This window comes from Amphritea japonica ATCC BAA-1530 (assembly GCF_016592435.1).
GTDB lineage: Bacteria > Pseudomonadota > Gammaproteobacteria > Pseudomonadales > Balneatricaceae > Amphritea > Amphritea japonica.
This window is the reverse complement of record NZ_AP014545.1, coordinates 3237319-3249919: the sequence shown is the minus strand read 5'-3', so window position 1 is coordinate 3249919 and position 12601 is coordinate 3237319. Positions and strand designations below refer to the sequence as shown.

Sequence of the window (12601 nt, the reverse complement as noted above, 5' to 3'; positions counted from 1 at the left end):
TCAGGTTCGCCACTGAATTTTTTCACTGTTTCCCTGTTCTACTTTCCACCACTCATCCGGGTCATCACCGGTGTTCCAGCCGCTGGCGATACAGCGAATCTGGGTGTCTAATTCTTTTGATGCCTGTTCTGCGCAATCTAAATCTTTAAACCATGGTGTCTGATCCGAATTAAACCAGACGCTGGTCCAGGCTTTTCCAGAAACTTTTTCATGCACCATGACGGGGACCTCCTGATCGTTTATCAGGCCGACGAAATGATGAACCTGCCCCTGTTCAAAATCCCTTTTCAGGGGCTGGCAGTGCGTTGCAAGCCAGTCGGTTATCTGCTCAAGAGAACGGTCTTTAATGTAGATTTCAATATCGGGGTGGCGCTGGGCTTCAGTCATGGCTCTGATCAGGTCGCTTGGTTTCAGTTAACAGGAAACGAAAAATCCGCAGAATGCTTAGGCTAATATAGCCGAATGCTGCGGTGATTACCCCGCAAATTGCTAAAATGAGACCGATCAGTGCGATAAGCTCCCGTTGCAGTCCTTCGGGTATGAGGAACTGGGCAATAATCAGGGTCACAAATCCCAGCAGAAAGATGCCCAACCCTATCAGAAGAATGATCAGGTTCTGCTTAACCTTATCGGCACGACGTATCAAGCGAAGGCGCAGGCGGTCTCTTAAGCGGGGATGGTTCATTTGTCAGAGCCGTTTAAAGCGGGCTAAGGAAACGTCCAGTGTTAGCTCCAAGTGATCTAATGCGGCTAACCGATCACGGGCTGCCTGATTGATGCGCCAGCCATGGGGAGTCATTGCCAGTAACTGAGCTATCTGGGCTTGATCCGGTAAGGTGAAGGTGTATCTGACCGACTCGGTTGCGAGGGCCTCGAATTGCGCTCCAAGTACGGCAGCGGGATCAAAACCGGAATGGCGCACCTGGTCATAGATCAGATGGCGCAATTCAATCAGATGATCTTCGCCGGGATAGGCGATCAGTAGTTCTGCACCAGGTTTTAGTGTGCGACTGAATTCGTCTGGCATCAAACGGCTGAAGAGAACAGTGATCAGATCCAGTGATCCATCCGCGACCGGCATTCGGGCGCCGGAAGCGACCATCCAGGTCAGGGCTTTAGTTTGGTTACAAGCGGCTTTGACAGCATGCTTTGAAATATCCAGCCCGGCTAACTGATAGTCGTTGCTGGTTAGTTCCAGTTGTTGGTGCATGCGATGAGTGTAATAACCTTCGCCACACCCCATGTCGAGAATACGGGGCGCCGGCTTCTCTGTAACGATACTTACTAATTGTTGAGCGATGGTGTCGGCGAGCGGTTGATAATGACCCAGGGCCAGAAACTGACGTCTTGCCAGTACCATCTCCGCATTGTCACCAGGGTCTTTGGAGCGTTTCTGGTTGGCCAGTAACAGATTCCAGTATCCTTGTTTTGCTGCGTCATAACTATGTCGGTCGGGGCATTCCAGATGTTTATTGTCCCCCTCTAAGGGCTTTAGACACACTGGGCAGTTCAGCTCGAAGGTCATATCAGTTACCGGGCCAGCAAACGTGCCATGATGTTCTCGTACAAGGATGACAGCGTATTGAGGTCTTCCGCTTTGATCCGCTCGTTTACTTTATGAATAGTGGCATTAATCGGACCGAGCTCTATTACCTGTGCACCGGTTGGTGCAATAAAGCGGCCATCGGAGGTTCCGCCAGAGGTAGAGAGTTCACTGTCTAAGCCGGTGATGGCTTTAATCGACTCGACACAGGCATCAACCAGATCGCCCCGGTCAGTGATAAAAGGGTTGCCGCTCAGGGTCCAGTTAATATCGAAGTTCAGGCCGTAACGGTTGAGGATCTCGTAGGTACGTTCTTTAATCTGATCCGCCGTTACTTCGGTAGAAAAGCGTAGGTTGAACTGGACATCCAGGTGTCCGGGAACGACGTTAGTGGCTCCGGTTCCTGCGTGGATGTTGGAGATCTGGAAGCTGGTCGGCGGGAAGAATTCATTGCCTTCATCCCATATTTCAGAGGCCAGATCATTCAGGGCAGGTGCCGCCATATGGATCGGGTTTACCACTAGGTGTGGGTAGGCAACATGGCCTTGTACACCGCGAATGATAAGGTCGCCGCTAATTGAACCCCGTCGGCCGTTTTTGATAACATCGCCGACTTTTGCTGTGCTTGAGGGTTCACCAACGATACACCAGGTAATCTTTTCGTGACGGGCTTCCAGGTGATCAATGACCCGGGTAGTGCCATTTACAAAAGGGCCTTCTTCGTCACTGGTGATCAGCAGGGCGATAGAGCCTTCGTGATCAGGGTGATGCTCAATAAAGCGTTCCAGTGCGGTCATAAAGGCAGCCAGGCTGCCTTTCATATCGGCGGCGCCACGACCGCAGAGAAAACCATCTTCGATCACCGGATCAAAAGGGGGATGATCCCAGTTCTCTTCAGGCCCGGTAGGTACTACATCGGTATGGCCTGCAAAGCAGAAAACCGGACCGCTTGTGCCCCGGCGTGCCCAGAGATTAGTTACCTCTTCAAACTGTAGGCGCTCAATCTGAAACCCCAGTGCTTCCAGGCGTTCTATCATGAGGTCCTGACAGCCGTCATCATCCGGGGTCACTGAACGACGAGAGATCAGTTCTTTAGCAAGTTCAATGGTTGGGGAGTGTGAAGACGATTGTGAAGACATTGGATATACCTTAAAGCCGGATGGCAATGGGTGGAAGTATCTGTAGAGGACTACGCCTGTAGCCCTCATAGCTGATCTGCGGTGAGCAAGTCCCCTGTGCCCGCGGAGCACACTGTGGGCTTGCTCGTAGCTTCCTTAGTTGTGAGCGTGCAGCTCTTCGTTCAGTTCGATTGCAGACTTGTTGGTTTTTACTTCAATTCGACCGGTCTGTGAATTACGACGGAACAGCAGATCAGGTTTGCCAGCCAGTTCGGCCGCTTTCACAGTGCTGACTTCGTTGTTTTGATCATCCAGTACCGTTACTTTAGAGCTGGCCGTAATATACAAGCCTGCTTCAATGGTACAGCGGTCACCCAGCGGCAGACCCAGACCTGCATTGGCACCCAGCAGGCAGTTCTCACCGACGGAGATAACCACGTTGTTACCACCGGATAGTGTGCCCATAGTAGAGCAACCACCGCCCAGATCAGATCCGTTACCCACGACTACGCCGGCTGAGATACGGCCTTCAACCATGCTGACTCCCATTGTTCCGGCATTAAAGTTAATAAAACCTTCGTGCATAACGGTAGTGCCTTCACCCACGTGTGCGCCAAGGCGAATACGGGAGGTCGCTGCCAGACGTGTACCCGCAGGAACAACGTAATTAGCCATTTTTGGAAATTTGTCTACTGAGTGAACATCGATAATGCGACCCTGAGCGCGGGCTGCCAGCTGACGTTTTGGCAAGTCGGCCAGAGAGATTGCGCCCTCATTGGTCCAGGCTACGTTTGGCAGTTTGCCGAACATACCGTTCAGGTTCAGACCGTGGGGCTGCACCAGGCGGTGAGACAGAAGTGACAGTTTCAGATAGACCTCAGAAGTCGATTCCGGGTCAGCATCGGTTTCAAGAACGGTTAGTATCATCGGCTGATGAGTGCCTTTGCAGATCTCTACGATCTCAGCCTGATCTTCGGCATCAATTGACAGAAAAGCGGCTTCCAGATCGTTCAGTTGAGCAGCGGTTAGCTCAATTGCCTGATTGCCGCCAGTATAGCCTGCCTTATCGGCAACAGCTTTAATCAGTGCGTCAGACGGATTCAGAAGCGGTGTGTTGTAATAGACTTCCAGCAGCTCGCCGTCTGAAGATTTTGTGCCGATACCCAGGCCGAATGCAAATGAACTCATTGTGTATAACTCCATAGAACTTGAATAAATTTATTTGAATAGAGCGCTGTAGTCGCTCTCTTTGAAGCCCACCTGAAAACGTCCCTCAAGGTTAAGTACCGGGCGTTTAATCAGAGTAGGGGTCGCCAGCATTTCGCGAACGGCCGAGGCTTCATCAATACTGTTTTTTATATCATCATCCAGCTGTCTCCAGCTGGTGCTGCGTTTATTAAGTAAAGATTCCCAGCCCAGGGCTGAGATCCATTCACGTAGCAGAGTTTCGTTCAGACCGTCTTTACGGAAATCATGAAAGCTGAATTCAACGTTATTTGCGTCCAGCCAGCGCTGAGCTTTTTTCACGGTATCGCAATTGGGAATGCCGTATAGCGTTGTCATGATCTGTCCTTAACCTTTTAGTGATTCAACATAGCGGCGGATTCGCCATGCGCCTTCGACGCACTCGTCCAGTGTGGCAACCAACGCCATACGCACCCGGCCTGCGCCTGGAAGATTTCCGGCCTGGTCTGCTCTGGAAACATAGCTTCCTGGTAATACCGTTACGTTTTGTTGTTCAAATAGTCCCTGAGCAAACAGATCATCAGCGATAGGTGTGCCTGCCCATAGGTAGAATCCAGCATCGGGGAATTTAACATCCATGACCGGCGACAGAATCTCAACAACAGCGGCAAATTTATCGCGGTATTTATCGCGGTTTTCCAGCACATGCGCCTCATCATTCCAGGCGGCGATACTTGCTAGCTGAGTTGGCAGAGACATAGCGCAGCCATGATAGGTCCGATAGCTGGTAAAGGGCTTAATCAGAGAAGCATCACCGGCCACAAATCCAGATCGCAACCCTGGCAGGTTGGAACGTTTAGACAAGCTATGAAATACCATGCAGTTCTTATAATCGTGACGGCCAAGCTGGGCGCAGACTTCCAGTAAACCAACTGGCGGCTGTGCTTCGTCGAAATAGATCTCGGAGTAGCATTCGTCCGAGGCGATCACAAAATCATACTGGTCCGATAGTGCAATCAGCTTAGCAAGGGTTTTGGCGTCAGTAACTGCCCCGGTTGGGTTACTGGGGGAGCAGAGGAATAACAGCTGGCAGCGCTGCCAGACTGATTCGGATATGCTGTCAAAATCAGGTACGAAGTTATTCTCAGCTGTACAGCTAAGGTAATAGGGTTCAGCACCGGATAAATATGCCGCCCCTTCGTAGATCTGGTAGAACGGATTAGGCGAGAGCAATAACGGTGATTCAGTACCTGCCGGAGCTCTGTCGATCGCGCATTGGGTAAAGGCAAAAATAGCTTCGCGGGTACCAAGTACTGGCAGCACATTATCGGCGCCGGTCAGGCTCCCTGACTGCAGTTTAAAACGACGGGTAGCCCAGTCGGCGATTGTTTGCCGTAGCTCTATTGTCCCAGCGGTGGTTGGATAATTTGCCAGTTTGTCCAGATTGCGGGTGAGCTCATCCATCACAAAGGCCGGCGAAGGGTGCTTTGGCTCGCCAATTGAAAGAGCGATATGGTCAAGGTCGACCGGAGGTGTTACCCCGGCCTTGAGCTTAGCCAGTTTCTCAAAAGGGTATGGCTGGAGCTTGTGCAGATCTGGATTCATTGAAAAGCCTTGTAATTAGCCGCTGTCAAAAGAGCGCAAATTATACCGGATGGAAGCCGACAGGCCAATGAAACCGCGAATCTATTGAAGTTTATCTGAAATGGCCGATCACTTAAGTGACAATAACGAGTGAACGTCATAGGCTTAGATTAACGGATAAGTAGTTGGGAGTTGGTAAGCGTGCTTACAGATAGTCGATTTCATCCCCGGGTTGAAACTGATTTTCCGGTTAAAGTGGGAATCCCCGGTGATAACACCGGCGCCCGGATTATTAATATTAGTCTGGGCGGGATCGCCGTTTGGGGAAATCATGAATTGGAAGATATCCTGAAGCTGGATAATACCGGTGCTAATGCGGTATTAGATTATGTGGTTAGTTTCAGTATGCCCGGGAGAGAGTTAAGCGAAGTTTGTCGGTTAGTCCGTGTTCGACGGCTCTCTCAGGATCGTTTTGAGTTTGGTATGAAGTTTGTCGATCTTAATCCACAGGATATGGCGATTATATCCGCGTATGTGGATAACCATGCGCGCCTGTGATTGAGGTGATAATATAAAAGCCCGGTTTAACCGGGCTTCTTCGTTCTTCTGGCTGAGCGTCAGGTACTCTGAGGCGGGGCTTTACGCGTAGTCATCGATTTGACCGCTGCTTTGCCATTCTCAAGCATCACCAGAAGTGCTGGTACAACCAATAAGATCAGCATAGTGCCGAACGCTAGTCCGAATACCAGAGAGGTTGCCATTGGGATCAGGAACTGAGCCTGAAGCGAAGTCTCAAACAGTATGGGTGTCAGGCCTGCAATTGTCGTCAGCGATGTGAGCAGCACCGCCCGCAGACGCTGGCAAGCCGCTTCGACAATGGCTTTATGGACTGCCAAGCCCTGATGCCGCAATTTTTGGTAAAAAGTAATCAGGACGATCGAATCGTTTATGACAATGCCCGATAGCCCGAAACAGCCAAACAGCGACAGGATGGTTAAATTTTGTCCCGTTAACAGGTGTCCGGCAATAGCGCCGGTCAGGCCGAGGGGGATCGCCAGCATAACGGCCAGTGGCCAGCTGTAGGACGAGAAAACCCAGCTGAGAATGATAAAAATCAGTAGCAAAGCGATCAATAATCCCATCTTCATATCGGCCAGGGTTTCTCGCTGGTTTTTATTACGCCCTTCAAAGCTGGCCTGTACACCGAATTCTGAGGTTATCTTTTGTAACTTACCGGCTCTCAGGTCGGCGATAATCTCGTTAGCATTCGCCACGGATTCATCCAGATCGGTTGTGACCTTGATTGCCAGTTGACCGTCCACCCGCTGCAACCGGTCAAGACCCTGCTTATCAGAGAACTGAACAACATTAGCCAGTGGAGCACTGCTGCCATCAGGTAGCAGAACCGGCAGGTTTTCCAGTGCACTGAAGCGGTCTCTTTCATTATCGGGCAGTACGACTCTGACCTCAATTTCATCTTCACCCTGATTAAAGATCTGCACCAGTTGACCATCAAATGCAGCTCGTAACTGGCGGCCAACAGAATTTAGCGTCAGGCCGGTGGTTTTACCTGAAGGAGTCAGTTCATAAATCAGCTGAGACTTACCAAAGGGAAGATCATCATCGACATTGCTGACGCCGTTATACTGGCGCAAGCTATCTTGCACGGCGAGGGATGCTTGTTTCAGTTTTTCAACATCAGAGCCGACCAGCTTGACCTCGAGAGATTTACCCGGTGGGCCGGAGCGCTTCAGGTCGATAGTGAATTTTTCAATACCGGCGGGCAGGATAATCTTACTTCGCCACTTCTGGATAATGTTGCTGTTGGTGACTTCCCGACTGTCGATCGGAGTGAACTGAACATAGAGTGCGCCGAATTCGTCACCCTGGCTGGCGCCCTGACTGGTTCGGCTACTATTGGTTTTACGGTGAATCTGCAAAGCCATCTTAACCAGATTACCGCCTAATTCCTGCTCGGTTTGTCGCAGTGTCTGGTCCAGATGCAGGAGAAAGTTATCGACCTGGGCGGGGCTGCTGCCGGAGGTGAACTGAATATTGGCATTCAGGGTTTCCAGCTCAACCGCAGGGAAAAAGGTAAATTTTATCCGGCCACTGTTGACCAGACCGATCGCAATAATGAAAGCCGCCACGGCAATTGTTACGGTTATCCAGCGAAACTCGATGGCATTCTCTACCCAGCCACGAAAACGTCCGTTTTTGAAGTCATTAAACGCGTTATCCAGTTTGATTCGGGTTTTTGATGGGCGAAGATCTGCGGCCTTATGCAAACTGTGGTGCAGATGCCCCGGAAGAATCAGAAAACACTCTACTACTGATGCGGCAATCACACAGATAACCACGGTGGGAATATCGATCAGAATGTTGCCGATAATACCGCCAATCAGCAGCAGGGGCAGGAAAGCCGCCACCGTTGTCAGCGAGGATGCCATAACCGGTGCCAGCATACGGTGGGCACCCCCGATAGCGGCTTGAAGGCCAGGTTCACCCATCTGTAGATGGGTTAGTGTGTCTTCACCTACCACGATGGCGTCATCAACAATGATACCCAGCGCCATTATCATACCGAACAGACTGATCATATTGATACTGCCGCCGATGCCGTAAAGCACCGCCAGGGTAGCCATAAAGGAGATCGGAATGCCGACGGTTACCCAGAACGCGACCCGTGCATTGAGGAATAAAAACAGTGTGGCGATGACCAGGATTAAACCGCCCAGACCGTTTTTAATCAGTAGGTTGATACGGTCCTGAATAGCAACATAGCCTTCATCAAAAGCGATCAACTGAATGTCAGGCGGTAGCGTTGGCTGTCGTTCATCGAGCCATTCACGCATTAATCCGGCTGCTTTGAGGGTATCGTCGTTTTCAGTACGGCGTAACAATAGCTGGATTGCGGGCTGACCCCGGTAGGTGAGGTAGGTTTGATTATCCTGGCTGCGCCAGTCAATTGCGGCCACATCCCCCAGCCGGAGTAACTGGCCATCTTTATTTGTAATTAACGGTAGCTGGGTGAACCCTTCAACATCGCGTTGCTGGCTGAGGCTGCGAATCTGTCGTGATCCATCCCCTTGTGCGGCAGTACCTGCCGGCAGATCAACGCTGCGCTGATTGATAATTGCCGCTACATCACTCAGGCTCAGCCCCAGCTCATGCAGACGACTGGAGGATATCTGGATAGCGATCTCTTCTTCCGGCATGCCGACGAAATCGATCTTGCGAATCCCTTTTTGCAGTAGTTCCCGTTCGAATTGCCGGGCTAGAATTCTTAATTCTGCCGGGGTTGCGGCGGGACTGGTGATCAGTATACGGGCAATATCATCGTAGCGAATGACTTGCTGAACAATAGGTTTTTCGGCATCGGCGGGGAGGTTGGTAATGCCATCGACCTTCTGCTTTACCTCATCAAGGATATAAGCAATATCGCTATTTTCTTCCAATTCCAGACGAATGGAAGCAGATCCCTGAGTGGCGGTTGAAAACAGTGAATCAATACCGTTAACCGATTTTAACTCACGCTCAATCGGCAGAATGATAGAACTTTCCACATCTTCTGCCGCAGCGCCACTCCATGGCACTGCGATGGTAATAATATCCAGCTCAAAGGTTGGGAAAAACTGAGTGTTGAGTTTTTTTAATCCCCAGATACCGGCCAGAATCATCAACATCATCAGCAGGTTTGATGCGACCCGATGTTCAGTGAACAGTGTGATCAGGTTTTTAAGCGGGCCTTGATTCTGTGACATAGATTACTCCGCTCCGGCTGTCGTCGGGGCAGGCTTAAGCACCGGTTGGACGGCGGCTACTTCGACCAGCAATCCGGTGACGGCGTTGGGTAGCTGGGTGACCAGAATCTGGTCGTCAGCTTGAATGACGGAACTGCGAACCAGGACTTTGGACTGACCCTGATTGTCGCGGAAATCACCAACTCTTTCTATGGTACTGGCCTGCAGTCGGCTATCGATTAAGGTATACACCCTATCTGTTCCGAAAATGGCCTGTGGAGGCAGTGCCAGAAGGTTATCCTGTTGTGGCATAGTCAGGTCCAGAGATAAAGCCCGGCCAGGTTCACCGCGATAATCCCTGGAATTAATGCGAAACAGGGCATCAACGCCAGCGCTGCCGCTATTGACGGCTGCGGCCAAGCGTTCAAGAGTCAGCGACAACGGTTGTCCGTCGAGTGATGCCGTTGCGGTTATCTCTTCACCTTTGTCGAGTTGTTGATGAATCTGCGGCAGGTATCGGCCGGGAATCTGGGACCGTACCTCCAGAGAACTCAGGTCATAAATAGTCAGCAGGGCATCACCACTGCGCACCCTTTCACCGGTGGCCACTTTAATCTCGGCAATCCGGCCGGTAAACGGTGCGGTAATCTGGCTTCGTTCCACATCCAGAGCGGCACTGTCACGCTGAGCAGTCGCTTGCTTAAGCTGTGCGGTTAATTGCGCCAGCTGATTGGGGTGATCGTTAATGGACTGCTGGCGGCTGTTAAGGGAGAGAGCCTGCTGCTGTTTAGTTCTCCTGGCATCATCCAGTTGATTCTGGCTGGCCAGTTTACGGCTACTCAGGTCCTGGTAACGCTCCAGGGTTCGTTGTGTGAGACTGACCAGCTCTTTTTCGATTTTCAATGCTTTAAGGTTAGACTGGTAGCGTACCTTTTCTGCTTCTATCGAGGCTTTGATGCGATCCACATCAGCTTGTTTCTGGGTCAGGGCTAGCGAGGCATCGCGGTTATCCAATTGAATCAGTAGCTCTCCAGCGTCTACTTTTTGTCCTTCGGAGGTGTGGCGGCTTTCAATATAGGCGTTTATCGAGGATGAGAGGGTGCTGGAAGACGGTGACTCGATACGCCCATAAAGTGAAAGTTGTGGTGAGTAGCTGGCAAATTCTGCGTTAACCACTTTGACCGTCCAGACCTTTTCTTGAATGGGCTGAGAGGGCGCTGTGGGTTTGGTTGCTTTCAACGCGATAAATATGAGTACCGCACCCGCAATGATCAGGATAGGGAGCATCCAGCGCTTATGTCTGTGGAAAAAGGATTGTTCTGTCTGTTCAGCCATTACTTGTCCATCTGTATGCCGGAAGTTGGGTAAGGTGCACCGGTGTCGCTGCTAGCCCGAGGAGATCTGTTCACGTCTACCTTAGTATATTCGCAAATCATAATACATCTATCAGAGCGCGTAAGTAGAATTGTTGGTGCTTTACAATTCTTTACCAGATGGTAGCGTTACGTAAGAGATACCCAATTCAGATGACAGGAGATAGTAATGCGAACCAGATCAGTGATGGCGCTCGACCCTCTTGGATTTCATCGGGTGGTATATCACGAATGGGGCAGTGCTGATAATGACCGGGTACTGGTATGTATGCATGGGCTGGCCCGAAATAGTCGTGACTTTGATGAACTGGCGTTAGCGCTGTCCCGGGATTATCGGGTGATCTGCCCGGACATGCCCGGGCGGGGAGAAAGTGACTGGCTGCCTCAAGGGGTGAATTACGATATCCCTCGCTACATGAGCGATATGGCGACACTGCTGGCGCGCCTGGATGTTGATCAGGTGGATTGGGTCGGGACCTCTATGGGAGGAATTATCGGTATCTGTCTAGCGGCGTTACCGAATTCACCTATTCGCTCTATGGTGTTGAATGATATTGGATGTTTTATCGGTAAAGAGTCGCTTCAGCGGATCGCTCAGTATGTGGGCGAGCATCATTTCAGTTCTTTAGCTGAGCTGGAACAGTATATGCGTAAGACCTACACCGCCTACCGTAATCTGAGCGATAGTCAGTGGCAGCACCTGGTCAGGTATGGCCACAGAGAAATATCAGAGGGCGATTATGGCATGCATTATGATCCCCGGCTGGCGGAAGGCACGCAGGAAGCGCAGCATCAGGATATAGAGCTGGAGCCTGTCTGGAGGCTTGTTAACTGTCCTCAGATGCTGATCTGGGGAGATCAGTCCGATGTTTTAACGGCTGAGACGGTGGAAAAGATGCAAAGCATACGCCCTGATCTTGATCTCTATCGGATACCTGGAATAGCCCATGCGCCTTCGTTGATGGAAACGGAGCAGATTGTCGCGATACAGCAATGGCTGCGAAATAATCGCGCCCACAAGCAGGATGACGTTTCATGAGTTCGCTGACCCGGTGGCCCTCTGATCAGCTTTGCCTGAGCGATGAGGCGCGTGAACAGGCTGTTGGTAAAGTTGAGCAGGCGTTTGCGTCGACACTGGAGTCACTGAAGGTCGATATCGGTCTGGTAGAGCTGCTAGAGACGATATACGTCCCCTTAGGTGCCTGGCTGGTTGCCCGAAAGGATCGACAACAGGGGCCTCTGGTGGTGGGTATTAATGGTGCGCAGGGGGCTGGCAAATCGACGCTGTTTAATCTGATCGAGGTGATCCTGGAAGAAGGGTTTGGTCTGAAAGTTGTCGGACTGTCGATTGATGATCTCTACAAAACCCGTCAAGAGCGAGAAGCGCTGGCTCATTCGGTGCATCCTTTGATGCAAACCCGGGGTGTTCCCGGCTCCCATGATATTGATTTGGGTATCGAGTTGATACGGGGTCTTAAAGGGGAGTTCGGTGAAGAGGGGCGTAACGTTAAAATCCCGGTGTTTGATAAATCAATCGATGATCGGTGTCCTACTGCCCTGTGGCAAGAGTGGACCGGTGAAGCGGATGTGATTGTTTTAGAAGGCTGGTGTGTTGGTGCTATTGCTCAGGAAGAGGACGCTCTGAGTGAGTCAGTGAATGATCTTGAGCGCAGTGAGGACCCTCTGGGTTTTTGGCGTACTTATGTGAATCAGCAACTTAAAGGCAGCTATAAAGAACTATTTGAGTTGATGGACGTGTTGATTATGTTGAAAGTGCCAAGTATGGAATCAGTGTATGAGTGGCGTTCTCAGCAGGAGAAAAAACTGGCGGAAAGAGTCCGCTATTTCTATGATACTCAGCAGCCTACTCAGCACCTGCGGATTATGAATGACAGGGAAATCAGGCGTTTTATACAGCATTATGAACGCCTGACTCGCAATATGCTGGAAGAGATGCCCCGTCGCGCGGATGTCTGTCTGGAGCTGAATGTGAATCATAAAATCGGTAAAATTCGTATCAACAAACCGTTATAAGTTTGTGCCGAAGCCTGATCA

12 protein-coding genes are annotated in these 12601 nt (G+C 50.8%); 3 read left to right on the top strand and 9 right to left on the bottom strand.

What is annotated here, in order from left to right; all coding sequences use genetic code 11:
- The 7 genes from AMJAP_RS15055 to dapC all read right to left on the bottom strand — a co-directional run bounded on the left by AMJAP_RS15055 (nt 1) and on the right by dapC (nt 5451).
- Nucleotides 1–387, bottom strand: a complete 387-nt coding sequence (locus AMJAP_RS15055; RefSeq protein ID WP_019622618.1) for a hypothetical protein — start codon at nt 385–387, stop codon at nt 1–3.
- Entirely contained in the window at nt 380–685 is a 306-nt protein-coding gene (locus AMJAP_RS15050; protein WP_019622619.1) for a hypothetical protein, read from the bottom strand. The genes AMJAP_RS15055 and AMJAP_RS15050 overlap by 8 nt, the downstream gene beginning before the upstream one ends.
- A 3-nt stretch (nt 686–688) precedes the next feature.
- Nucleotides 689–1525 carry a methyltransferase gene (locus tag AMJAP_RS15045; protein WP_019622620.1) on the bottom strand — a complete coding sequence of 279 codons (837 nt, stop codon included), beginning with the start codon at nt 1523–1525 and terminating at the stop codon, nt 689–691.
- A 5-nt stretch (nt 1526–1530) separates the two neighbouring features.
- Complete coding sequence (gene dapE / locus AMJAP_RS15040; protein ID WP_019622621.1) at nt 1531–2682, bottom strand: succinyl-diaminopimelate desuccinylase; 1152 nt, start codon at nt 2680–2682, stop codon at nt 1531–1533.
- 135 nt (nt 2683–2817) lie between these two features.
- On the bottom strand, nt 2818–3849 hold the full coding sequence (gene dapD, locus AMJAP_RS15035) for a 2,3,4,5-tetrahydropyridine-2,6-dicarboxylate N-succinyltransferase (RefSeq protein ID WP_019622622.1): 1032 nt from the start codon (nt 3847–3849) through the stop codon (nt 2818–2820).
- A 30-nt stretch (nt 3850–3879) separates the two neighbouring features.
- Nucleotides 3880–4224 (bottom strand): ArsC family reductase, encoded by a 345-nt coding sequence (locus AMJAP_RS15030; RefSeq protein ID WP_019622623.1) that lies wholly within the window; start codon nt 4222–4224, stop codon nt 3880–3882.
- A 9-nt stretch (nt 4225–4233) separates the two neighbouring features.
- Nucleotides 4234–5451 carry a succinyldiaminopimelate transaminase gene (dapC, locus tag AMJAP_RS15025; RefSeq protein ID WP_019622624.1) on the bottom strand — a complete coding sequence of 406 codons (1218 nt, stop codon included), beginning with the start codon at nt 5449–5451 and terminating at the stop codon, nt 4234–4236.
- 180 nt (nt 5452–5631) lie between these two features.
- Here dapC and AMJAP_RS15020 point away from each other — a divergent pair, with 180 nt between their 5' ends.
- The gene (locus AMJAP_RS15020) at nt 5632–5988 is read left to right on the top strand and encodes a PilZ domain-containing protein (protein WP_019622625.1); all 357 of its coding nucleotides are present in this window, start codon (nt 5632–5634) and stop codon (nt 5986–5988) included.
- Nucleotides 5989–6047: 59 nt separating this feature from the next.
- Here the strand turns inward: AMJAP_RS15020 and AMJAP_RS15015 are convergent, their stop codons facing one another.
- Together AMJAP_RS15015 and AMJAP_RS15010 are read right to left on the bottom strand one after the other, a co-directional pair.
- A complete protein-coding gene (locus AMJAP_RS15015) occupies nt 6048–9194 on the bottom strand; it encodes an efflux RND transporter permease subunit (protein WP_019622626.1) in 3147 nt (1048 codons plus the stop codon).
- 3 nt (nt 9195–9197) lie between these two features.
- Nucleotides 9198–10508, bottom strand: coding sequence for an efflux RND transporter periplasmic adaptor subunit (locus tag AMJAP_RS15010; RefSeq protein WP_019622627.1), 1311 nt, complete (start codon nt 10506–10508; stop codon nt 9198–9200).
- Nucleotides 10509–10715: 207 nt separating this feature from the next.
- Here AMJAP_RS15010 and AMJAP_RS15005 point away from each other — a divergent pair, with 207 nt between their 5' ends.
- Complete coding sequence (locus AMJAP_RS15005; protein ID WP_019622628.1) at nt 10716–11585, top strand: alpha/beta fold hydrolase; 870 nt, start codon at nt 10716–10718, stop codon at nt 11583–11585.
- A complete protein-coding gene (locus AMJAP_RS15000; RefSeq protein WP_019622629.1) occupies nt 11582–12580 on the top strand; it encodes a hypothetical protein in 999 nt (332 codons plus the stop codon). Before AMJAP_RS15005 ends, AMJAP_RS15000 begins: the two co-directional genes overlap by 4 nt.
- The last annotated feature ends 21 nt before the right edge of the window (nt 12581–12601 follow it).

Bases quoted from the DNA above. Each gene is read 5' to 3' on its own strand.
- dapE (WP_019622621.1), bottom strand. From the start codon at position 2,682: ATGTCTTCACAATCGTCTTCACACTCCCCAACCATTGAACTTGCTAAA.
- AMJAP_RS15015 (WP_019622626.1), bottom strand. From the start codon at position 9,194: ATGTCACAGAATCAAGGCCCGCTTAAAAACCTGATCACACTGTTCACT.
- dapC (WP_019622624.1), bottom strand. From the start codon at position 5,451: ATGAATCCAGATCTGCACAAGCTCCAGCCATACCCTTTTGAGAAACTG.
- AMJAP_RS15050 (WP_019622619.1), bottom strand. From the start codon at position 685: ATGAACCATCCCCGCTTAAGAGACCGCCTGCGCCTTCGCTTGATACGT.
- AMJAP_RS15055 (WP_019622618.1), bottom strand. From the start codon at position 387: ATGACTGAAGCCCAGCGCCACCCCGATATTGAAATCTACATTAAAGAC.
- AMJAP_RS15000 (WP_019622629.1), top strand. From the start codon at position 11,582: ATGAGTTCGCTGACCCGGTGGCCCTCTGATCAGCTTTGCCTGAGCGAT.
- AMJAP_RS15010 (WP_019622627.1), bottom strand. From the start codon at position 10,508: ATGGCTGAACAGACAGAACAATCCTTTTTCCACAGACATAAGCGCTGG.
- AMJAP_RS15030 (WP_019622623.1), bottom strand. From the start codon at position 4,224: ATGACAACGCTATACGGCATTCCCAATTGCGATACCGTGAAAAAAGCT.
- AMJAP_RS15005 (WP_019622628.1), top strand. From the start codon at position 10,716: ATGCGAACCAGATCAGTGATGGCGCTCGACCCTCTTGGATTTCATCGG.
- dapD (WP_019622622.1), bottom strand. From the start codon at position 3,849: ATGAGTTCATTTGCATTCGGCCTGGGTATCGGCACAAAATCTTCAGAC.
- AMJAP_RS15045 (WP_019622620.1), bottom strand. From the start codon at position 1,525: ATGACCTTCGAGCTGAACTGCCCAGTGTGTCTAAAGCCCTTAGAGGGG.